This is a genomic window from Rhizobium sp. GW821-FHT14E12, from assembly GCF_058803745.1.
Genome location: NZ_JBXAPH010000001.1, coordinates 1,624,641 through 1,644,543, shown reverse-complemented (window position 1 = coordinate 1,644,543; position 19,903 = coordinate 1,624,641). Strand labels below are relative to the sequence as shown.

The 19,903-nt window shown below is 59.4% G+C and carries 22 protein-coding genes and 2 tRNA genes; 17 read left to right on the top strand and 7 right to left on the bottom strand.

Annotated features, from left to right (window positions below; genetic code table 11):
- Window positions 1–24: 24 nt before the first annotated feature.
- Window positions 25–564: a hypothetical protein gene (locus AC1RO0_RS08035; RefSeq protein WP_498592325.1), complete on the bottom strand. Its 540-nt coding sequence runs from the start codon at window positions 562–564 to the stop codon at window positions 25–27.
- Window positions 565–1,001: 437 nt separating this feature from the next.
- Here AC1RO0_RS08035 and AC1RO0_RS08030 point away from each other — a divergent pair, with 437 nt between their 5' ends.
- The 4 genes from AC1RO0_RS08030 (at window position 1,002) to AC1RO0_RS08015 (ending at window position 6,602) form a co-directional block, all read left to right on the top strand.
- Window positions 1,002–1,481: a hypothetical protein gene (locus tag AC1RO0_RS08030; protein ID WP_498592324.1), complete on the top strand. Its 480-nt coding sequence runs from the start codon at window positions 1,002–1,004 to the stop codon at window positions 1,479–1,481.
- A gap of 121 nt (window positions 1,482–1,602) precedes the next feature.
- Entirely contained in the window at window positions 1,603–2,211 is a 609-nt protein-coding gene (locus AC1RO0_RS08025) for a TetR/AcrR family transcriptional regulator (RefSeq protein ID WP_498592323.1), read from the top strand.
- A 58-nt stretch (window positions 2,212–2,269) separates the two neighbouring features.
- Window positions 2,270–3,427 (top strand): efflux RND transporter periplasmic adaptor subunit, encoded by a 1,158-nt coding sequence (locus AC1RO0_RS08020; protein WP_498592322.1) that lies wholly within the window; start codon window positions 2,270–2,272, stop codon window positions 3,425–3,427.
- 19 nt (window positions 3,428–3,446) lie between these two features.
- Entirely contained in the window at window positions 3,447–6,602 is a 3,156-nt protein-coding gene (locus AC1RO0_RS08015; protein ID WP_498592321.1) for an efflux RND transporter permease subunit, read from the top strand.
- A gap of 73 nt (window positions 6,603–6,675) precedes the next feature.
- On the opposite strand, the gene AC1RO0_RS08010 is transcribed toward AC1RO0_RS08015, so the two are convergent.
- On the bottom strand, window positions 6,676–7,413 hold the full coding sequence (locus AC1RO0_RS08010) for a metallophosphoesterase family protein (protein WP_498592320.1): 738 nt from the start codon (window positions 7,411–7,413) through the stop codon (window positions 6,676–6,678).
- Between the two features lie 389 nt (window positions 7,414–7,802).
- On the opposite strand from AC1RO0_RS08010, the gene AC1RO0_RS08005 reads away from it, so the two are divergent.
- Complete coding sequence (locus AC1RO0_RS08005) at window positions 7,803–8,240, top strand: VOC family protein (RefSeq protein WP_498592319.1); 438 nt, start codon at window positions 7,803–7,805, stop codon at window positions 8,238–8,240.
- 300 nt (window positions 8,241–8,540) lie between these two features.
- Here AC1RO0_RS08005 and AC1RO0_RS08000 read toward each other — a convergent pair whose 3' ends face one another.
- The gene (locus tag AC1RO0_RS08000; RefSeq protein ID WP_498592318.1) at window positions 8,541–9,014 is read right to left on the bottom strand and encodes a VOC family protein; all 474 of its coding nucleotides are present in this window, start codon (window positions 9,012–9,014) and stop codon (window positions 8,541–8,543) included.
- Window positions 9,015–9,326: 312 nt separating this feature from the next.
- Between AC1RO0_RS08000 and AC1RO0_RS07995 the strand changes: the two genes are divergently transcribed.
- A complete protein-coding gene (locus AC1RO0_RS07995) occupies window positions 9,327–9,962 on the top strand; it encodes an outer membrane protein (protein WP_498592317.1) in 636 nt (211 codons plus the stop codon).
- Between the two features lie 203 nt (window positions 9,963–10,165).
- The gene (locus AC1RO0_RS07990; RefSeq protein WP_007699162.1) at window positions 10,166–10,513 is read left to right on the top strand and encodes a hypothetical protein; all 348 of its coding nucleotides are present in this window, start codon (window positions 10,166–10,168) and stop codon (window positions 10,511–10,513) included.
- A gap of 124 nt (window positions 10,514–10,637) precedes the next feature.
- Here AC1RO0_RS07990 and AC1RO0_RS07985 read toward each other — a convergent pair whose 3' ends face one another.
- From AC1RO0_RS07985 to AC1RO0_RS07975, 3 genes are all read right to left on the bottom strand, one after another.
- A complete protein-coding gene (locus tag AC1RO0_RS07985; protein ID WP_498592316.1) occupies window positions 10,638–11,069 on the bottom strand; it encodes a hypothetical protein in 432 nt (143 codons plus the stop codon).
- Window positions 11,070–11,071: 2 nt separating this feature from the next.
- Window positions 11,072–12,001: a PIN domain-containing protein gene (locus tag AC1RO0_RS07980; protein WP_498592315.1), complete on the bottom strand. Its 930-nt coding sequence runs from the start codon at window positions 11,999–12,001 to the stop codon at window positions 11,072–11,074.
- A 335-nt stretch (window positions 12,002–12,336) separates the two neighbouring features.
- Window positions 12,337–12,411: transfer RNA gene (locus AC1RO0_RS07975), tRNA-Thr, on the bottom strand.
- A gap of 155 nt (window positions 12,412–12,566) precedes the next feature.
- Here AC1RO0_RS07975 and AC1RO0_RS07970 point away from each other — a divergent pair.
- From AC1RO0_RS07970 to AC1RO0_RS07925, 10 genes are all read left to right on the top strand, one after another.
- Window positions 12,567–12,836 (top strand): hypothetical protein, encoded by a 270-nt coding sequence (locus AC1RO0_RS07970; protein WP_498592314.1) that lies wholly within the window; start codon window positions 12,567–12,569, stop codon window positions 12,834–12,836.
- A gap of 127 nt (window positions 12,837–12,963) precedes the next feature.
- Window positions 12,964–14,256 carry a UDP-N-acetylglucosamine 1-carboxyvinyltransferase gene (gene murA, locus AC1RO0_RS07965; protein ID WP_498592313.1) on the top strand — a complete coding sequence of 431 codons (1,293 nt, stop codon included), beginning with the start codon at window positions 12,964–12,966 and terminating at the stop codon, window positions 14,254–14,256.
- A 131-nt stretch (window positions 14,257–14,387) separates the two neighbouring features.
- Window positions 14,388–14,831, top strand: coding sequence for a DUF2948 family protein (locus AC1RO0_RS07960; protein WP_498592312.1), 444 nt, complete (start codon window positions 14,388–14,390; stop codon window positions 14,829–14,831).
- Between the two features lie 60 nt (window positions 14,832–14,891).
- Window positions 14,892–16,190 (top strand): histidinol dehydrogenase, encoded by a 1,299-nt coding sequence (gene hisD / locus AC1RO0_RS07955; protein ID WP_498592311.1) that lies wholly within the window; start codon window positions 14,892–14,894, stop codon window positions 16,188–16,190.
- Window positions 16,191–16,193: 3 nt separating this feature from the next.
- Complete coding sequence (locus AC1RO0_RS07950) at window positions 16,194–16,667, top strand: UPF0262 family protein (protein WP_498592310.1); 474 nt, start codon at window positions 16,194–16,196, stop codon at window positions 16,665–16,667.
- A gap of 5 nt (window positions 16,668–16,672) precedes the next feature.
- Entirely contained in the window at window positions 16,673–17,140 is a 468-nt protein-coding gene (locus tag AC1RO0_RS07945) for an arsenate-mycothiol transferase ArsC (RefSeq protein WP_498592309.1), read from the top strand.
- A gap of 142 nt (window positions 17,141–17,282) precedes the next feature.
- Window positions 17,283–17,501, top strand: coding sequence for a translation initiation factor IF-1 (infA, locus tag AC1RO0_RS07940; protein ID WP_004117876.1), 219 nt, complete (start codon window positions 17,283–17,285; stop codon window positions 17,499–17,501).
- Window positions 17,502–17,556: 55 nt separating this feature from the next.
- Window positions 17,557–18,177 carry a Maf-like protein gene (locus AC1RO0_RS07935; RefSeq protein WP_034521380.1) on the top strand — a complete coding sequence of 207 codons (621 nt, stop codon included), beginning with the start codon at window positions 17,557–17,559 and terminating at the stop codon, window positions 18,175–18,177.
- A 5-nt stretch (window positions 18,178–18,182) separates the two neighbouring features.
- Entirely contained in the window at window positions 18,183–18,398 is a 216-nt protein-coding gene (gene yacG, locus AC1RO0_RS07930; RefSeq protein ID WP_498592308.1) for a DNA gyrase inhibitor YacG, read from the top strand.
- A 196-nt stretch (window positions 18,399–18,594) separates the two neighbouring features.
- A tRNA-Phe gene (locus AC1RO0_RS07925) sits at window positions 18,595–18,670 on the top strand.
- A gap of 70 nt (window positions 18,671–18,740) precedes the next feature.
- Here AC1RO0_RS07925 and AC1RO0_RS07920 read toward each other — a convergent pair.
- A complete protein-coding gene (locus tag AC1RO0_RS07920; protein ID WP_498592307.1) occupies window positions 18,741–19,334 on the bottom strand; it encodes a tyrosine-type recombinase/integrase in 594 nt (197 codons plus the stop codon).
- Between the last annotated feature and the right edge of the window lie 569 nt (window positions 19,335–19,903).

Here is a 19,903-nt window from a genome sequence, read left to right as displayed (position 1 = left end):
TGCACATCAGCGGGTATTGGGGTCTTAGGAGCCGGTTTCCGCTGCAAGGCGTCGTTTGACGATCAGGGCCAGCGGCACCGTGTAGAAGAAGTGCGACATAAAGCCGCCGATGACGACCATCGGATCGAAATAGTTGGGATGATCCATTGTGGCAACCATGATTGCCGCATGCATCACGATCCAGATCAGGACAGCATAGAAGAGCGCCACGAAGGTCGCCTCATAACCGCGACGGCGGAAGTACGGCCAGATGTAGGCGAAGGCGATACCCCAGACAAAAACGAACGAGAAATGGATTGCCGTGCCGAGAAAATAGGCCGTCAGCCCGAGGGATTCCTGCACGCCCTTGCCGAACACAAGGCCCGTGGCATTGCGGGGAATACCCGCCAGCGGCATCAATTGCTGGATGCCGACCCAGACGATCGCCTCATATATCCAGATCAGAACGCCGCCCGCGATGCCCCCAATCAAGCCTGCTTTTATGGTCGACCACGGGGCCGGTCTATCGGTGACGTTCGTTCCCACGCCCGTATCTCGACGGACATCGCCATAATTGGTGCTCATGCCTGATTTCCTCCCTGTTTGTTCCGCGCTTGGTTCTCGCTCAACCGCGTCAATTGCGGATGCGCGCAGGCTCCTCCTCCAGAGGATTTCATAAGGGGAACGGGAGTGAGTCTTATCGAGAGCCACACAAGGGCCGGTCATGACGGCCGGTTATTCATCAATCGTATAACTGACAGCGCTCTCGATATTTCGTCTCGCGATCCGGCCATTCGTCGGATGAATAGAAGGGATATCGCCGCATCGCCAATTCAAACAGCCGGCGGCCTCATAAGTATTGGCTATACAGCAGGATCCGCAAGGCTGTGTGCGTGCGGCCCGGCGGCATTTCCTTGTCTTGCGGCGGGAAGGCGTGGTTTCACGCATAAATCTACAATCCCTCATTATGGCGCCGAACTAGGTTTGTCGCGGAAATGTCCTGCGCGAGGGAGATTGTTTACATGTCCACACTGACCTGGATTCACGTCATCATCAGCCTGATCGCGATCGTTGCCGGCATTATCGTCGCGCAAGGATTGATCGCCGGCGACCGTCATGAGCGGTCGACGCTCGTCTACATGGTCACGATCTTGCTGACGAGCCTGACCGGGTTTCTCTTTCCCTTCAACGGTGTGACGCCGGGCATCATATTCGGCATCGTCTCGGTTCTGATCTTCATTCCGACGGCGCTTGCGCGCTATAAATTTCAGATGGCCGGCATCTGGCGGCTCGTCTTCGTCATCGGCAGTCTGGTCATGCACTACCTCAATTGCGTTGTGCTGATCGTTCAGTCCTTTCAGAAGATCCCCGCGCTGAACGCGCTGGCGCCACAGGGGAACGAGCCGCCGCTTCTGGCCGTCCAGGCGGTGGTGCTGATTGCATTCCTGATTGTCGGCTTGCTGAGCGTACGACGTTTCCGCCCCCATATTCTGGGTGCCTGACATCTGATCACCACCGCTATTTTAACCGCTTCGTCGCGGGCAAGGTTTCTTGACAGGTAAACGCTTTCGGTTTACGAGTGACGAAAATTGAAAATCGTCACTCGTAAACCGAAAGTAAACCATGCTTGATCTTTCCGATGTCAGCGCCGACCCGGCGCGTCAGGAAAACATCACGAAAATCCTCGATGCGGCCGAAAGGCTGTTTCGCCACTATGGCTACGCCAAGACGACGGTCGCCGACATCGCTCGCGACCTCGGCATGTCCACGGCGAATATCTATCGTTTCTTCGCCTCCAAGACGGATATCCGCCACGCCGTCTGCGGTCGGATGCTTGAGGCCAGCTACCAGATGGCGCTGGAAATCCGCCATCGCCCGATCAGCGCCTCCGACCGGCTGCATGCCTATGTCTATGCGCAATACAAGCAGACCTGCGAAAACATGCTCGACGAGCAGAAGGTGCATGAGATGGTGGTCATCGCCATCGAGCACGACTGGCACGTCATCGAAAAGTTTATCGATCGCATTCATGATTTGATAGCCGAGATCATCGCTGAGGGTATCGCTGCCGGCGAATTTCTTGAACAGGACCCCTATGTTGCATCGAAATGCTTCGGCGCGGCGACGACCATCCTCTGCCATCCGCAGATGGTCGCGCAAAGTCTTAGCAAACCGAACAGGGCCGAACCCGAAGACCTTATCGAATTCGCCATCAGGGCGCTGAAGAAATAGCAGTCCGCGTGCCGAATGATCGGCCGTGCTTGCATTCCGTTTGACTAAGGAGAGCGACATGCGTTCGCTGACGACCACCACGATACGATCCATAGCCGGCGCTGCATTTATTGCCGCTGTTGGGTTGACGCTTTCTGGCTGCAACGAGAAGAAGGAAGAGGCGGCGGCGGTGGTCCGGCCGGTCAAGGTGGTCGAGATCGCGCAGGCGGATACGACGCGCAAGCTCGATTATTCCGGCTCTGTCAAGGCGCGGACGGATATGAACCTCGGCTTCCGCGTCAGCGGCAAGATCGTCGAGCGCAAGGTGGATATCGGCCAGAAGGTGAAGCCCGGCGACGTGCTCGCCCGCATCGACCCTACGGATTATGCCCTGGCGGTGCGCCGCTCGCAGGCGGATCTCGATTCGGCTGAAAAGCAGGTGCAGACGACGGCGCTTGCCCGCAATCGCGCCCAGCAGCTCTTCGACAAGAGCGTCGGCTCGAAGTCGCAGCTCGAACAGGCCCAGCTTTCCTATGACCAGGCCGTCTCGACGCGGGATTCCGCCGTGTCGGCGCTGACTGAGGCGAAGAACCAGGTTGCCTATAGCGATCTGACCTCGGACATGAACGGCATCGTGACGACCGTCAATGCCGATGTCGGCCAGGTCGTCAGTTCCGGCACGCCCGTCATTACCGTCGCTGTCGATGGCGAGAAGGAAGTGCTGATTGCCGTGCCGGAAATGGATATCGCGCAATTCAAGGTCGGCAAGGACGTCAAGGCGCGCTTCTGGTCCGACGATGCGCTGGTGCTTGACGGCAAGGTGCGCGAAGTCGCGGGCAGCGCCGATGCGCAGTCTCGGACTTTTGCGGTGCGTGTCAGCCTGCCGGGCGATCAACGCGTGCTGCTCGGCATGACCGCGACGATCGAGGCAGAGGCCGGCAATACCCAGCCTTACGTCTCCGTTCCGCTGAGCGCGCTTGCCCAGAAGGATGGCCAGCAGATTGTCTGGTTGGTCGACCGCAGCGCCGGCACTGTGCATTCCCGCAACGTCAAGGTCGCCGATTTTGCCGATGACGGCGTGCGTATCGCCGATGGCCTCAAGGCCGGTGATGTTGTCGTTGCCGCCGGCACGCAATTCATGACCGAGAATATGAAGGTCAAGGTGCCGGATGCCCAGCAGGTATCGGCCGCGACCAATGGCAGTGCCGCTACGGCCGCTGCCGATATCGTGCGCTAAGCGGATCGAGGGCGAGACAATGACTATCAACAGCACCTCGGAAGAGAAGAAGCCTTTCAACCTGTCGCGTTGGGCGATTGCCCATCCGAGCATCGCGCGCTTCCTGTTCGCGCTGATCATCATCGCCGGCGCGTTCGGCCTGACCCATATGGGCCAGAAGGAAGACCCGGATTTCACCTTCCGCGTCATGGTCGTGCAGACCGTCTGGCCCGGCGCCTCGCTCCAGGACATGGAAGACCAGGTGGTCAACAAGATCGAGCGTAAGCTGCAGGAAACGCCGCATCTCGATTGGGTCAAATCCTATACCCGCGCCGGCTTTGCCATCACCACCGTCCAGATCAAGGGCGACACCAACACCGCACAGGTGAAGGATGCCTTCTATCAGGTGCGCAAGAAGGTCGGCGACATCGCCAATACGCTGCCGTCCGGCCTGCTGGGTCCCTATTTCAACGATGAGTTCGGCGACACCTACATCACCCTGCATTCGATCAGCGGTAATGGCTACAGCTATCCCGAGTTGAAGAAATTCGCGATCCAGGCGCGCGACATGCTGCTCGCAACGCCGGGCGTCGAGAAGGCCGTGATTATCGGCGATCAACCCGAGCAGATCTATATCGATGTCTCCTCCAAGGTGCTGGCCGAGCGCGGCCTGACGCTGACCGCGCTGCAGAACGCCATTGTCGGTCAGAACAATGTCGACCCGGCCGGCACCGTCGATACCAGCACGCGCTCCGTGCGTATCTCGGTCGAGGGTGACGTCAACAAGATCGAGGACATCAAGAACCTCCGGCTGACCGCCGGCGGCCAGGTGACGCGTCTCGGCGACATCGCCACGGTGAGCGCCGGGCTGCAGGATCCCTATACGGCCAAGTTCCTCTATAACGGTCACGAGAGCGTCCAGCTCGGCGTCGTCATGGCCAATGGCAACAAGGTGACGGACGTCGGCGCGGCGGTCGAGGAGACCTATAAGCGCTTCACTGCCTCGCTGCCGGTCGGCGTGCAGGTGGACCAGGTTTCCAACCAGCCTGAGGTCGTGACTGACGCGATCAGCGAGTTCATGCATGCGCTCGGCGAGGCGCTGGTGATCGTTCTGATCGTCTCCTTCCTGTCGATCGGCTGGCGCTCCGGCCTGGTGATCGCCATCGCCATTCCGCTCGTGCTCGCGGCGACCTTCGCCATCATGTACGAGCTCGGCATCGACCTGCAGCGCATCTCGCTTGGCGCTCTCATCATCGCGCTTGGCCTGCTGGTGGACGACGCCATGATCGTTGTCGAACTGATGGAGCGCAAGCTGGAGGAGGGACTCGCCAAGCTCGATGCGGCAAGCTTTGCCTATTCCTCGACCGCCTTCCCGATGCTGACCGGCACGCTGATCACCACCGCCGGCTTCATTCCGGTCGGTTTCGCCGCCTCGACAGCGGGTGAATATGTCCGCACGCTCTTCTACGTCGTCGGCATTGCGCTGGTGATCTCGTGGTTCGTCGCGGTCTATTTCACGCCCTGGCTCGGCTACATGATCCTGAAGCAGCGCCACCATGTCGGCGAGCATCATGATGTCTTCGACACGCGCTTCTATCGCCGCCTGCGCTCGTCGGTTGCCTGGGCGGTGCGCCATCGCGTTATCGTATTGCTTCTGACGATCGCCGCCTTCGTCGGCAGCCTGTGGTCCTTCCAGTTCATCCCGCAGAACTTCTTCCCGCAGTCTTCACGCCCGGAAATCCTCGTTGATCTCTGGCTGCCGGAAGGCACCAGCATCAAGGAGGTCGAACGGCAGGCACAGGCGCTGCAGGCGCGCGTGGCCGACGATCCGGACAAGCGCTTCGTCGCCACCTATGTCGGCCAGGGCGCCCCGCGCTTCTTCCTGCCGCTCGACCAGCAGCTCACCAATCCGAACTATGCCCAGATGCTGGTCATGGCGAAGGACGAGCCCGCGCGTGAACGGCTGATCACCAAGCTGCGCGGCATTCTTGCCGCCGATTTCCCCACGGTCCGCGGCAAGGTCGACCGCCTGTTCCTCGGCCCGCCGACCGGCTGGCCGGTGCAGCTTCGCGTCATGGGTCCGGACAGGCAGGAAGTTCGCCATATTGCTGACGAGGTGAAGCAGCGCTTCACACAGAACCCGCTGCTCGGCGCCATCCATGATGACTGGCTCGAGCCGGTGCCGGCGATGAAGCTGGTGATCGATCAGGATCGTGCCCGCGCGCTCGGCGTTACCTCGCAGCGCATCCGCCAGATGCTGCAGGCCACCATGTCCGGCGCCACCCTCGACAACTACCGCGAGGGCGAGGAGACCGTCGGCATCGTCGTCAGGGAGCCGGCTGCCAGCCGTCATCTGCTGACCTCGGTCAACTCGATCTATATCCCGACCGATAGGGGTGGTTTCGTGCCGCTGTCGCAGGTCGCCAAGATCGAGCCCGTGATGGAGCAGGGCATTGAGTGGCGTCGCGACCGCCTGCCGACCATCACGGTGCGGGCGACATTGCCCGACAACGTGCAGTCGAACGATGTCACGGCCAAGCTCTATAACGACATGGCCGACCTTCGGAACAGCCTGCCGGCCGGCTACAAGATCGAGATCCAGGGCGGCGCCGAAGACAGCGCCGAAAGCCAGGCCTCGATCGCCGCCAAGGCGCCGATCATGCTCATCATCATCGTCGTGCTCCTGATGGCGCAGCTGCAACACTTCGGCAAGGCGATGCTGGTGTTGGCCACCGGCCCGCTCGGCATCATCGGTGCTGCGGGCGCCCTCTTGATCAGCGGCGCCCCCTTCGGCTTCGTGGCGATCCTCGGTGTCATCGCACTGCTCGGCATTATCATCCGCAACTCGATCATCCTCGTCGACCAGATCGACCAGGATATCGCGGTGGGCATGGACCGGAAGGAAGCGATCATCGGCGCGGCCGTGCGACGCTTCCGGCCGATCGTGCTGACGGCGCTGACGGCGGTTCTGGCGCTGATCCCGATCTCGCGCGGCGTCTTCTGGGGGCCGCTCGCCTACTCGATGATGGGCGGCATCCTGGTTGCCACCGTGCTCACCATCTTCGTGCTGCCGGCGGGTTACGCACTGTTCTTCGGCCGTGAGCCGAAGAAGAAATCGGCCGAGCCGCTGGTCGACAAGACGCAGGAAAGCAACGACGCCGTGGACCATCTGCCGCCGGCCATGGCCGCGGAATAACCGGCGCAATCAAAGCAAAAAGGGGTCCCGGCCGATGTCGGGACCCCTTTTTTGTTTCTTGCCTGATGCTCGCCTAGAGGATCGTCGGCTGACCGTCGGCAATCTTGAGGACGGTCAGGGTTCCGCCCATGGAAACGGCGGTGTCGATGCCGATGCGGCCGCTGCCGAAGGTCGGGCGCGGGCTCGGCGTATGGCCATGCACCACCAGCACCGGCAATTGCGGCCCCTGGGAGAGGAAGGGTTCGCGGATCCAGATCAGGTCATTATCGGTCTGTCCCGTCAGTGGTATATACGGCTGGATGCCGGCATGGACGAAGATGATGGAGCCGACGGTGACGGCGACCGGCAGCGACCGCAACAATTTGACATGCGCCGACGGGATGGCCCGCAGGGCGGCCTCGCCGAGTTCCTCGACGCTCCGGCCTTCTTGCCTCAGCAAATAGTCCATGTCGACGCCATAGGAGGCGAGCGTCGGCCCCGAGCCATATTCCAGCCAATCGCGGTTGCTGTGTGGATCGTCGAGGAATTTCAGAAAGACGTCGTCGTGATTGCCCAGCAGACTGTAGCGGTCGAAACCCAGCGGCGGCGGGGCGCACAAATGTTGCAGCACATCGCTCGATCGCGGGCCGCGATCGACATAGTCGCCAAGAAACATCAGCAGCTTCCGGCCGGGAATTTGGGCGGCATCCGCGACGATGCGCCTCTCGGCCTCGATCAGCTCATCGTGGCAGCCATGGATGTCGCTAAGCGCATAGATGGCTGTGTAATTTTGAGCCGGAAGATCGATGCGGGCACGCCGGGACTGTTCCATGGATCTCGCCGTCCTGCTGCTGAATAGCCGATAAAATAGTCCCATCATCGACATCCGCAAGCGCCGGCACGGCGACGCAACCTTTTATTGAAATAACCCAATAATTCCACTTACTTAGGGCGTTTATGCGACGGTAGTCCAGCCGATGCTGCGGCGCAATATGCGTTGGTGGGCGATGCCTGTGCGCGGTTAAGAAATGGCAAGCGATAAATGCCGCTATGCGTCAATCTGACCGGCACGAGGGTGTGCGGCAGGCGCGGTGGAGCGTTTTGGGGCGGGTGATGCGTCTCGCTGTCAGTGCGCGGCGGTCGAACGGCCTTGACGATCTTGCAGCCTTCTGCTCCCCATGGCTCCGGTCAGGGAAACAGACACAAGAGGAGGAATTGCGCGTGAAGCATGTGAAATCGATCGGCCACGTCGCCGTCAGCGTCAAGGATATCGAGCGGTCGCTCGATTTCTACGTCAACAAGCTCGGCTTCGAGGAGATGTTCCGGCTGGAGCAGGACGACCGCCTCTGGATCGTCTATCTGCGCATCACCGATACGCAATATCTCGAGCTGTTTCCCGATGCAGTTGGCGACAGCGCGCCGCCGTTTGCCAATGTTGGCTTCAATCATCTCTGCCTTGAGGTCGACGACATCGACGGCGCGATTGCCGAGCTGACCGCCAAGGGTGTCGCGCTCACCTCCGAAAAGCAGCTCGGCGTCGATCACAACTACCAGGCCTGGATCGCCGATCCAGAAGGCAACCGCATCGAGCTGATGCAGCTCGGCGAAAAGGCCATGCAGCTCCAGGCGATCGCGCGGCTGCGACGGGAGCGGGCCTGAGGGTGATCGATCTTGGATACCGCCAGGGCGCTCCCGCCCGCCAGCGTAGGGGAATCGCATAGAGATGAGATCGTTGCCGCGCAACTCCTTCTCCCCTCGGGGAGAAGGTGCCGACAGGCGGATGAGGGGGTGCGGAGAGCACAAAATCGATGGTTCCAAAGCGGTTAGCCCCCTCATCCGACCCTTCGGGCCACCTTCTCCCCGAAGGGAGAAGGAACTTACAGCGCTGGCATACCCATATGCAATTGCCCTGCTCGCCAGCGGCATCGTCCGGAAGCTACACGCCAACATCTGCCCAAACTATCCGTGATAGGCCGCCTGCAGGCCGGCAATATCGAGCTTCACCATCTCCATGATGGCCTGCAGCACGCGGGCGGCCTTGGCCGGATCGGGGTCGGCCAGCATCTGCTTGACCACTGTCGGGACGATCTGCCAGGAGACGCCGTAGCGGTCCTTCAGCCAGCCGCATTGCTCGATGGCGCCACCGGCGCCAAGCCCGTCCCAGAGCCGGTCCACCTCGGCCTGGTCGTCGCAATCCACCTCCAGCGAGATCGCGTGGGTATAGTCGAAGCGCCTGCCGCCATTCAGCGCCATGAAGCGCTGGCCGGCGAGCGTGAAGCTCACCACCAGCACGCTACCCTTCGGGCCGGACGGCGTTTCGACGACATTCTTCTGCACATGGTCGATGCGCGAGCCCGGAAACAGCGACACATAGAAATTGGCCGCTTCCTCGGCCTCGTTTGCGAACCACAGGCATGGGGCAATTTTGGACATGGGATGCTCCTCTCGTCGGTTGGAATGTTCCAAGGACGGATGGTGAGGAGCAGAGCCGACAGGGGAGTGTAAAATTTTTTTGTCGGAAACGGTGGAGTGGGTGTTTGCAATCTGGCGATGAAATATGCCGCGAAGTGGCCGGCTGAGGACCGTTTCCACAGTTTGTTTTTTAAGTTGCGTTGCCACGCCTCGGCCCATTGCAGATTGCGTCACAAATGTGGCAATTTTAGCACAGCATTGTTTGTCTTTAGGTTGTAGTAGCCTCGTCAGCTACGATTCTGTGTGGCAAAGAAGATTGTAAGGAGAATCCTCATGAAATCCCTGTTCGCATCCGTTGCGATGATTGCGTCGACATTTGCCGTTTCTGCTCACGCCGCTGACCTTGCCGCTGAGGCTGCTCCGGTCGCTCCTCCAGTGGAAAGCTTTTCCTGGACAGGTGGTTACGTTGGTCTGAACGGTGGCGCCGGCTGGCTGAAGGGCGACTTCAGCGTTCCGGGCGCAAGCGCATCCGACAATTTCAACGGCGGTTTTATTGGTGGATTTGCCGGCGCGAACTACCAGATCAACAATGTCGTATTCGGCATCGAAGGCGATATTAACTACAACTGGAACGGCAATAATTACGATGTCTTCGGCACCAACGTGAAGGTCGGCACGGATGTGGCTGGCTCCGTTCGCGGCCGCGTCGGCTACGCCGTCGACCGCGCCCTTATCTTTGCAACCGGCGGCTGGACGGCCACGCGCGGCTACGTCAAGGCGCTGGGCGAAAAGGAAACCGAAACCTTCAACGGCTGGACCGTTGGCGGTGGCGTCGACTATGCCTTCACCAACAACATCTTCGGCCGCCTCGAATACCGCTACAACGGCTTCGGCGACAAGGAAGTTCTGGGCATCAAGGCCGACCTCGACCAGAGCGTCGTTTCCGTCGGCATCGGCGTGAAGTTCTAAGAAACGTCCCGTCCATCGTTCGAGAGGCCCCGTCTGGCTTGCGCCGGCGGGGCCTTTTTTCTGTAGGGAATATCGATCGCCGCCGCGTGCGCCGCCATAAATCAGCCGCCGCAATGCTCTTTGCATTTACCAGCCGGTGCATATGCGAATATGCTTGGACCTGACGACAGGCGATGCAGGAGCGTCGCTTCAAGGAGATGAGAGTGAGCTACGATTTCCATGTGGGCCAGAAGGTCGTCTGTATCGATGACAAGTTCAAGCATGTCAGCATCGACCAGCTGATCCGCAAGGGGACGATCTACACGATCCGCTGGGTCGGCGAATATTCGCATTATGTCGACGGCAATTTCATCGGCGTGAAGCTCGAGGAGATCCACCGCGGCAACGACGACGGCCCCGAAGGCTACGGCGCCGCCGACATGCCCTACCGCGCCACCCGCTTCCGCCCGCTGGTGAAGGACAAGATCGCGACCCTGCGCAAGCTGCTGGCCCCGACGCCGGATGCGCCCGTGGAGCCGAAGGTGAAGGTGAAGAAGACGGAGAAGGTTTGATTGGTGGGGGTGGGGAATGGGCGACGGCTGGATTCTTGCTGTCCATGTCAGCTCCATCATGCCTACTCGGAAATGCTACGTCTCAGTATGGGCTCAGGTATTGTAAGCTTCTATTTAATTCTAGCTAAATCTTGAGTTTGGCCAATCCTGATGGCAGCGAAGCGACACCCAAAGATATCGTGTCTTCTGTGACTGAAATGCCGACGGCTGAGCCGACAATCATGTTCGCTGAAAATGTGCTTCCACCAACTCGGATAGCATGGTTCGAAATTTGAATATCGGGCAGACGCAACTCCACACCTGCAACCGATCGGCTATTTGGGTCGAAGACATAAAGTGCAACCTTGTCACTATCGAAGACCTTATAACCAGACCCAGATGGCTCATACGACACCCTTGGTGCCGGCTTTCCTGCAAGTATTTCTACTCGAGCAACTGATCCTGACAGATCAATTATCGACAATCTATTCTCTCGATCCAATAGTATTGCACGCTTTCCCCATAGAATAGGGATTGTAACATTTATGAATTTTTGACTGCCAATCTCTAGATTCATGATCAATCCAACATGCTTTTCAACGAATTTAGTCGCTCTTCGTAATCATTTTCCGATTTGACGTCTACAAACGAGGAGCGGAAGGCGCCTTTAGACCCCGTATCTATTAAATCGATTTCTAGGAGTATATCGCCAGAGCTAGCCAATTTTGCATCGCAAGTTATTTTGTTTCCGTCACCAGTGAATATCGCGACGATGCATTCTATGTGAGTTCTTCCGTCGTCCTCTGTCGTGAAAACTGCATCTCTTATCGAGGCTATATTCGCGCCGGAAACCAAGGGGAGTTCACTGTTCACAATAACATCCCACTGCGTACGCATCAAATTTCTGATGATCGCACCCGAGGTGGACTCAAGATTCATCATCTCAAGAGCCACATCGAATTCACCTGTTCGCAGAAGATCATGTTCCGTGGCTTCCTGATCACCACGATGGTGCGTATGCACCTCGTCTTTGCTAACTAGTATCGCTCCACCAGAATTTGCAGCAACACCTAAAGAAGTCTCCCAAATCAATAGATCTCGCATTTCGTCGGACTTAGTGTCTGGCGGATGGGGAGGTTCTCTTAGGCAAGCCTTTCGTAAAGCGGTTTTATATTCAGCAAGGGATGCTTCTACGGTTGTGTATTTTAGGTCCTCGATCTTGTCCAAAAGAGATATTAATTTCGGCTCCGGAACGACCTCATTTGCACTGAATTCTTCAACTTTTATGCCGTTTGATTTTAAAAGTGCGGCAGCCTTTTCGATGTCAGCAATTTTCGTGGCGCGTGCCTTGGCTTGCTCTTTTTCAAACTCAATTAACGTTGTCTCTGGAATAACTACTTCAATATTGGCGGCTGCGCATTTCTGAAGGAATTCGATGACGTGACCAGGCAGACCCGTGCGGCGCAGATCCTTTGAAAATATAACGTCAGAATTTAGAATGATGCGCATGACCCATCTCGCGAATGAAGGCGCCATCACAAGTGAGTTGTAGTTTCCTGTCAACGGGAAACCTTAGGTTATTTTCCTGGCAGACAGTAAAAGCGATGACTCTTGCATCGGCCTGCACCATGAAATGCGACGCCGGTAAGGCGCAGAAACAAATTCAATCCTTGATGATAAGGAGGGACTAAGTGGTGCTTCCCAGCTGCCGGTATGATTTTCAGGCCGGCGATCGCGAACGATCAGTGAGCAGGTTGTGCCAATTCTATGCCGCACGACTATGCAAAACCTTGCATTAGTATGCACTTTGTTCTCTTCGATGATCGCTAAAAACCCAAGAAAACTGGTGCTGCTAGAGAGATTTGAACTCTCGGCCTCTCCCTTACCAAGGGAGTGCTCTACCCCTGAGCTATAGCAGCAAACCGTGGCGCGTCTGGCGCGCCGTATTGGGCGAGGCGGCTATTGCCATAGGTCGGGGCCGAGTGCAAGCCGCAAAATTCAACTTCGGTGAAAAGATCGCGGGAAAAAATGCGTCGGCCTTTTGAAGTCGGGGGATTTCGGCTATGGGAAGTGCATGGGTGCGGATAAGACGAAAATGGATGAGAAGCCGATCTCGCAAGGCGGTTTGCCGGCTGGCGAGGCGGGCGAGGGCGTGGTTGCGGCACCGGTTACAGAGGCGGATCGGCGGCGGGAGCGGGCGGCGCAGAAGCTGCGCGAAAATCTTGGCCGCCGCAAGCAGCAGGTGCGGGCGCGCCGCGCAGGCCAAGCGGACGAGACCGATGGGCTGCCGGCCGCAAATACCGTGCCGGAGAAAGACTCCGCCGCAAAAATGGACGAATCGTAATGATTCATGTCGCCCATCATCAAACAGCCATCAAACGAATTGAAGCTTTAATCTATTTCGTCTAAAGAGCGCCTTTTCCCAGGTGGCATGGAACTTCAGGAAAGGCGGGCTCGGCCCGTAATCATATATGGATCGTATCAGGATTGTCGGCGGCAACGAGCTTAACGGTATCATTCCGATCTCCGGCGCCAAGAATGCGGCTCTGCCTTTGATGATCGCTTCGCTGCTGACCAGCGATACGCTGACGCTCGAGAATGTGCCGCATCTGGCCGATGTCGAGCTGCTGCAGCGCATTCTCGGCAATCACGGCGTCGACGTTGCCGTCAACGGCCGGCGCGAGCGCCAGGAAGACGCCTATTCCCGCACCATCCATTTCACCTGCCGCACGATCGTCGACACCACCGCGCCTTACGAGCTGGTTGCCAAGATGCGTGCCAGCTTCTGGGTCATCGGGCCGCTGCTTGCCCGCGAAGGCCAGGCGCGCGTGTCGCTGCCCGGCGGCTGCGCCATCGGCACGCGTCCGGTCGATCTGTTCATCGAGGGCCTGACGGCGCTCGGCGCCAACATGGAAATCGACGGCGGCTATATCAATGCCACCGCGCCCAAGGGCGGCCTGATCGGCGCGCGCTATGATTTCCCGAAGGTTTCGGTCGGCGCGACGCATGTGATGATGATGGCGGCGACCCTTGCCCGCGGCACGACGGTCATCGGCAATGCGGCGCGCGAGCCTGAGGTCGTCGATCTCGCCAACTGCCTGATCGCCATGGGTGCCAAGATTTCCGGCGCCGGCACCAGCACGATCACCATCGAAGGCGTCACCTCGCTCTCCGGCGCGCGTCATCGCGTCCTGCCGGATCGCATCGAGACCGGCACCTATGCCATGGCCGTTGCCATGGCCGGTGGCGATGTCACGCTGGAAAACACCGACATGGTGCTGCTCGACACGGCGCTGGACAGCCTGCGCTGCGCCGGTGCCGATATCTCGGCCACCAATAACGGCATCCGCATCCGCCGCAATGGCGGCGGCATCCAGCCGGTCGACGTCGTCACCGATCCCTTCCCGGGCTTCCCGACCGACCTGCAGGCGCAGTTCATGGCGCTGATGACGCGCTCGACCGGCACCTCGCATATCACCGAGACCATCTTCGAAAACCGCTTCATGCATGTGCAGGAACTCGCCCGCCTCGGCGCAAAAATCTCGCTTTCCGGCCAGACGGCCAAGATCGAGGGCGTCGAGCGGCTGAAGGGCGCGCCGGTCATGGCGACGGACCTTCGCGCGTCGGTTTCGCTTGTTATCGCCGGCCTTGCCGCCGAGGGCGAAACGCTGGTGTCGCGCATCTATCACCTCGATCGTGGCTTCGAGCGGCTGGAAGACAAGCTGACGCGTTGCGGCGCGATCGTCGAGCGTATCAGCGACTAATCCTCGCTATTGCCGTGAGCGGACCGGAGAAGCTAGTTTTCTCCGGTTGCGTCTTTCGTGGCCGCACCCTATTTCCATCACGAGGAAATGCCGCTATCGGCATTCCGTGGGCGATCAGGGATATCAGGCGCATGACCAATCTCAAGCTAATGGCACTCGACACAGAAGACCTGGGCGTCATTTCCGCGCAGATGCAGGATAGCGTCTTCAAGGTCGGCGACATGTCCTATGCGCCGAAGCTCAAGCAGTTTTCGCTCGCGGCCAATCGTTTCGTCTGGGACCTGTTGGATCAGAAGAGCAAGACCTTCGAGCGACGTCGCGCCGCGCTGGTGTTCAAGCGGGTGCTGGCGGTGCGCTCCAGCGGCGTCGACCGGCGCCGGCGCGACGAGGTGCTATCGCTGCTCGCCATCCGCTTCGACCAGAAGGGCGACGGGCCTGACGGCACCATCGAGCTGACGCTTGCCGGCAAGGCGACCATCGCGCTCGATGTCGAATGTATCGAAGTTCAGCTTGCGGATATCGGCGGCGCGTGGGAAACGGCTAATAAGCCCAGTCATCCGGACGAAGCGCTCTAGGCCGGACGGAAAACGAGTTTCGGCCGCCGGCGGCGGCCTCGATGTAAAAGGATTATCAGCGTGGCTATCTGGCTGGATCAGGCGTCGGAAGGGTTCGAGGAGCAGTTCGCCGCTTTTCTCACGACCAAGCGGGAAGTGTCCGAGGACGTGAATGCCGTCGTGCGCGCCATCATCGACGATGTCAGGGTGCGGGGCGACGCGGCTCTGGCGGATTATTCCCGGAAATTCGAAGGCATCGATTTTGCCACGACGCCGATGCGCGTCACCGAAGCGGAGATCGACGCGGCGGTTGCCGCCGTCCCCGCTGAAGTGCTGGGCGCGCTGAAGGTCGCGGCCACCCGCATCGAATCGCATCATCGCCGGCAATTGCCGAAGGACGATATCTACGAGGATGATCTCGGCGTCGGCCTCGGCTCGCGCTGGACGGCGATCGAAGCCGTCGGTCTCTATGTGCCCGGCGGCACGGCGAGCTATCCAAGCTCGGTGCTGATGAATGCCGTGCCGGCCAAGGTCGCCGGCGTCGAGCGTGTCGTCATCACGGTGCCGACCATGGGTGGTTCGATCAATCCGGCGGTGCTGGCCGCAGCCCGCATGGCCGGCGTCGAAGAGATCTACCGCATCGGCGGCGCGCAGGCGATTGCAGCGCTGGCCTATGGCACGGAGACGATTGCCCCGGTCTACAAGATCACCGGCCCCGGCAATGCCTATGTCGCCGCTGCCAAGCGCCATGTCTTCGGCACTGTCGGCATCGACATGATCGCCGGCCCCTCCGAGGTGCTGGTCATTGCCGACAAGCACAATGATCCGGACTGGCTGGCCGCCGATCTGCTCGCGCAGGCCGAGCATGACGAGGGCGCGCAGTCGATCCTGATCACCGATGACGCCGAGTTCGGCAAGGCCGTCGAAGGCGCCGTCGAGCGGCAGCTGAAGCGGCTGAGCCGGGCGAAGACGGCGGCGGCAAGCTGGCGGGATTTCGGCGCCATCATTCTGGTGTCGGATCTGAGCCAAGCCGTTCCGCTTGCCAACCGCATCGCCGCCGAGCATGTCGAGCTCGCGGTCGACCATCCCGATGCTCTGCTGTCGGGCATCCGCAATGCCGGCGCCATCTTCATCGGCCGTCATACGCCGGAAGTGATCGGCGATTATGTTGGCGGCTCCAATCATGTGCTGCCGACGGCCCGCTCCGCCCGGTTCTCGTCCGGCCTGTCGGTGCTCGATTTCGTCAAGCGCACCTCGATTCTGCGGCTCGGGCCGGAGCAGCTTCGTGCGCTTGGTCCGGCGGCGATCGCGCTGGCGGAAGCAGAAGGGCTCGATGCTCATGCGCGGTCGGTTGCGATCCGCCTCAATCTCGAGGGGTAAGGCATGGTTGATGGCGTCTTCCGGCTGAGCGATGTGGTCCTGGACGACACGATCGGCCGTTCGACGCCTGATGTCGAGCATGAGCGCGCCGTCGCCATTTTCGACCTGATCGAGGAAAACAGCTTTGAGCCTGCGGGACATGCCGGCGGACCCTATCTGCTGAACCTGTCGCTGGTCGACCAGAAGCTGGTTTTCGATATCCGCACCGAGGAGGGGACGGTCGTTGCCGCCCATATCCTGTCGCTGACGCCGTTTCGCCGCATCGTGAAGGATTACTTCATGATCTGCGAAAGCTATTACGAGGCGATCCGCTCGGCCACCCCCAGCCGCATCGAGGCGATCGACATGGGTCGCCGCGGCATCCACAATGAGGGGTCGCGGACGCTGATGGAGCGGCTGCAGGGCAAGATCACCGTGGATTTCGACACGGCGCGGCGGCTCTTTACCCTCGTCTGCGTGCTCTATTGGCGTGGGTGACGGCGATGGAGCAACGAGAGGCCATCGACCATAGCGTAAAGGCGCCGGGCGCCATCCTCTTCATGTGCGGGCTGAATGCCATCCGTTCGCCGATGGCGGAAGTGATTGCGCGCGGAATGCTGCCGCAGGGCACCTATATCGCTTCGGCGGGCGTGCGGGCCGGCGAACGCAATTCCTTTGTCGATGTCGTTCTCGAGGAGATCGGCCTGTCGCTCGGACGTCGGCAGCCGCAGACGCTGGAGGATCTGGAGGATGATTTCTTCGATCTCATCATCACGCTCTCTCCCGAGGCGCATCACGCGGCTCTGGAATTGACGCGGGCCAATGCCATCGAGGTCATCTATTGGCCGACCATGGACCCCTCGGCGATCGGCGATACGCGCGAGCAGATTCTCGATGCCTACCGCGATGTCCGGGATTATCTTCAGGGCCTGATCGAAAGCAGGCTGGTGGAACATCGCGGCTCCCTTTAAGGTGCCGCGTGAAACAAATGCAGAAAGCCTTATCAACGTGGTTCACAAAACCGCGTCGATTGTGTAGTTTCCGCGCAAATTTCCGGCGACCCCGCATTTTGCCACGGGCGCCGGCCTCAACCCTACAGGAAAAGAAGCTTTAATGCCGAAAGAAGAAGTCCTAGAATTTCCGGGTGTCGTCACCGAATTGTTGCCGAACGCGACCTTCCGTGTGAAGCTGGAAAACGAGCACGAGATCATCGCCCACACTGCTGGCCGCATGCGCAAGAACCGCATCCGCGTTCTCGCCGGCGACAAGGTGCTGGTGGAAATGACCCCTTACGACCTGACCAAGGGCCGCATCACCTACCGTTTCAAGTAGTCGCTGCTCGTTTTCGAGCCGGCTGTCCGTCTCCCGCCTGACAGGTCGAGGTTTTATGGCGCTGAAACACAAGCTGATACTGGCCTCCGGATCGCCGCGCCGCGTCGACCTCCTGCATCAGGCAGGGATCGAAGCAGCGCGCCTGATGCCGATGGATATCGATGAGGCTCCGAAGAAGTCGGAGCACCCGCGATCGCTGGCGCGCAGGCTTTCGGCGGAAAAGGGCGAGGCGGCCTTTGCCGCGGTGAAGGGCGATGTCGCCTGGCAGGGAAGCTATATCCTTGCCGCCGACACGGTCGTCGCCGTTGGCCGTCGGATTCTCCCGAAGGCGGAGTTCGTCGACGAGGCGTCTTCGGCGCTGCACCTGCTCTCCGGCCGCAGCCATGTCGTCTATACCGGCGTCTGCCTGATCACGCCGGACCGCAAGCTGCGTCAGAAGGTCGTCGAGACCAAGGTTCGCTTCAAGCGGCTGTCGGCCAGGGACATCGACATGTACCTCGCCTCCGGCCAATGGCGCGGCAAGGCGGGTGCCTACGGCATCCAGGGGCTGGCCGGCTCCTTCGTGCAGAAACTGATTGGCTCCTACACCAATGTCGTCGGATTGCCACTTTATGAAACCATGCTGCTTCTGGCGGGAGAGGGTTTCGACGTTCATGCCACCTGGCAGGAAGGGTGATTGTCATGGCGGATGACGACAAGATCAAAGTCGGCGCAAAGATCGAGCCGCTGCGCAAGACGCGGCCTTGCGTGGAGTGCGGCCGGCCTTCGGTGCGCGAGCACTACCCGTTCTGCTCGGATCGCTGCCGCTCGGCCGATCTGTCACGATGGCTGAACGGCTCCTATGCCATTCCCGTTGCCGAGGATCAGACCAAGGCGGACTATCCCGAAGAGGAATAGTCCCACCGCCATTTCGATGTTCGGCCCGGCGAAGCCATTCATTTTGTTTGCAAATTGCCAAAAATCCATTTCCTGTCAAAAAAGAGTCATTTGCGGCTGGACATGGACGAACAAGATGCTATAACCCCGCTCGCTTCCGGGGTGAACCAACCGCCCAGGGCCTTCCAAGGCCTTCTGATTTGCGCGAAGCACGGATGCCCAGATAGCTCAGTTGGTAGAGCAGCGGATTGAAAATCCGCGTGTCGCTGGTTCGATTCCGGCTCTGGGCACCACTCTAAGCCATTGCTGCGCTTATATTTTTCCATATTCGCATTCTTTCTTAAATAGTCGAGTTTGACAGATTTATTTGCCGAGTTTGACAACTTCCGTTTTTCGTCTGTTCACTTCCTGCTCGAAGTCGGCGACGACGCCTTTCATTTTCCGTGTCCTGTTGGCTCGCTTGGAATAGCGCCGCGCCATCACCTCGGTTTTCTGCCCGAGCATGTCCGCTATGGTCCGATCGTTGTAGCCAAGTTCGGCGAGGATGGAGGCGACGGTATGCCGCAAGCCCTTCAGCGTCAGGCCCGGTTGGATAATTCCCTGCTCCAGATACTTGTCCTTCAGCTTGTCCCAGTTCGAAGAAAAACCGCTATAGGTCCATGGCTTGCCGCGACTGTTGGCGCAAAGCGTCACGGCGTCATGTTTTGGTGCAGCCTCCATAATTTCGACGAGCGGGGAGGGAAGCGGTATCCATACCGGAACGCCGGTCTTGCCGCGCCGCGTATCAACCATGCCGTCCTTGGCAGCGTTGCGCGGCAGCTTCACCGCATCGCTTGGGTCAAGGCCGCCACAATCGGTCGATCTCACATTCGCGAACAAGGCCGATGGCATAACGGCGTCGCCCACGAGTGAGAATTCTGGTGGCAGTTGCTCCCCAACAGCGGGATAAACCGGCACCGCGCTCCACGGTGCATGAGAGATTAGTACTCAATCGCAAGCATGTTTGTCACGGTGCGTGGGGGGCTTCGGGTGTCCGCCGAATCTTCGTTTGCCGCCGTTAGTAGTGCGATTTTAGTAGCCTGTCTTCCAGAAGGGCAAGCGAACGTGGGTGCCTGATTACGATGTTTGAGTGGCCGCCATTGTGCCGCGTCACTCCACCCGGCTAATGACGTAGCCGCTCCATAGCAGAGTAGCCGCTTTCAGGAGCTTGCGGATAAGGCATGAACGGCCGATATGAGGGCGCGAAGCGGCGATTGAACAAGGTGCCTGTTACGGTGCTGAAGAGGCTGAATAGCCCTTATCTGCATCTGGATGCGATCAAGGTGAAGACACGGGATTTTAGGCTGTTGCCAACGGAGTGGTCGCGGGTTCTGATCCGTTCAAGGTGACAATTTTAATTAATAAACGCAGGTGTTGCATAATCTACACGCGCCTCCAAAAACGAGCATGCAGATCACCCATAGCAGTGCTACTTTTCGCTGTATTTTTCTTGAAAGGTGGTATTGAGCCGATCAGGCCCATGATCG

What these genes read in the sequence shown, in the direction of transcription:
- AC1RO0_RS08035 (WP_498592325.1), bottom strand. Translation starts at nt 564, where the DNA reads ATGAGCACCAATTATGGCGATGTCCGTCGAGATACGGGCGTGGGAACG.
- AC1RO0_RS08030 (WP_498592324.1), top strand. Translation starts at nt 1,002, where the DNA reads ATGTCCACACTGACCTGGATTCACGTCATCATCAGCCTGATCGCGATC.
- AC1RO0_RS08025 (WP_498592323.1), top strand. Translation starts at nt 1,603, where the DNA reads ATGCTTGATCTTTCCGATGTCAGCGCCGACCCGGCGCGTCAGGAAAAC.
- AC1RO0_RS08020 (WP_498592322.1), top strand. Translation starts at nt 2,270, where the DNA reads ATGCGTTCGCTGACGACCACCACGATACGATCCATAGCCGGCGCTGCA.
- AC1RO0_RS08015 (WP_498592321.1), top strand. Translation starts at nt 3,447, where the DNA reads ATGACTATCAACAGCACCTCGGAAGAGAAGAAGCCTTTCAACCTGTCG.
- AC1RO0_RS08010 (WP_498592320.1), bottom strand. Translation starts at nt 7,413, where the DNA reads ATGGAACAGTCCCGGCGTGCCCGCATCGATCTTCCGGCTCAAAATTAC.
- AC1RO0_RS08000 (WP_498592318.1), bottom strand. Translation starts at nt 9,014, where the DNA reads ATGTCCAAAATTGCCCCATGCCTGTGGTTCGCAAACGAGGCCGAGGAA.
- AC1RO0_RS07995 (WP_498592317.1), top strand. Translation starts at nt 9,327, where the DNA reads ATGAAATCCCTGTTCGCATCCGTTGCGATGATTGCGTCGACATTTGCC.
- AC1RO0_RS07985 (WP_498592316.1), bottom strand. Translation starts at nt 11,069, where the DNA reads ATGAATCTAGAGATTGGCAGTCAAAAATTCATAAATGTTACAATCCCT.
- AC1RO0_RS07980 (WP_498592315.1), bottom strand. Translation starts at nt 12,001, where the DNA reads ATGCGCATCATTCTAAATTCTGACGTTATATTTTCAAAGGATCTGCGC.
- AC1RO0_RS07970 (WP_498592314.1), top strand. Translation starts at nt 12,567, where the DNA reads ATGGGTGCGGATAAGACGAAAATGGATGAGAAGCCGATCTCGCAAGGC.
- murA (WP_498592313.1), top strand. Translation starts at nt 12,964, where the DNA reads ATGGATCGTATCAGGATTGTCGGCGGCAACGAGCTTAACGGTATCATT.
- AC1RO0_RS07960 (WP_498592312.1), top strand. Translation starts at nt 14,388, where the DNA reads ATGACCAATCTCAAGCTAATGGCACTCGACACAGAAGACCTGGGCGTC.
- AC1RO0_RS07950 (WP_498592310.1), top strand. Translation starts at nt 16,194, where the DNA reads ATGGTTGATGGCGTCTTCCGGCTGAGCGATGTGGTCCTGGACGACACG.
- AC1RO0_RS07945 (WP_498592309.1), top strand. Translation starts at nt 16,673, where the DNA reads ATGGAGCAACGAGAGGCCATCGACCATAGCGTAAAGGCGCCGGGCGCC.
- infA (WP_004117876.1), top strand. Translation starts at nt 17,283, where the DNA reads ATGCCGAAAGAAGAAGTCCTAGAATTTCCGGGTGTCGTCACCGAATTG.
- AC1RO0_RS07935 (WP_034521380.1), top strand. Translation starts at nt 17,557, where the DNA reads ATGGCGCTGAAACACAAGCTGATACTGGCCTCCGGATCGCCGCGCCGC.
- yacG (WP_498592308.1), top strand. Translation starts at nt 18,183, where the DNA reads ATGGCGGATGACGACAAGATCAAAGTCGGCGCAAAGATCGAGCCGCTG.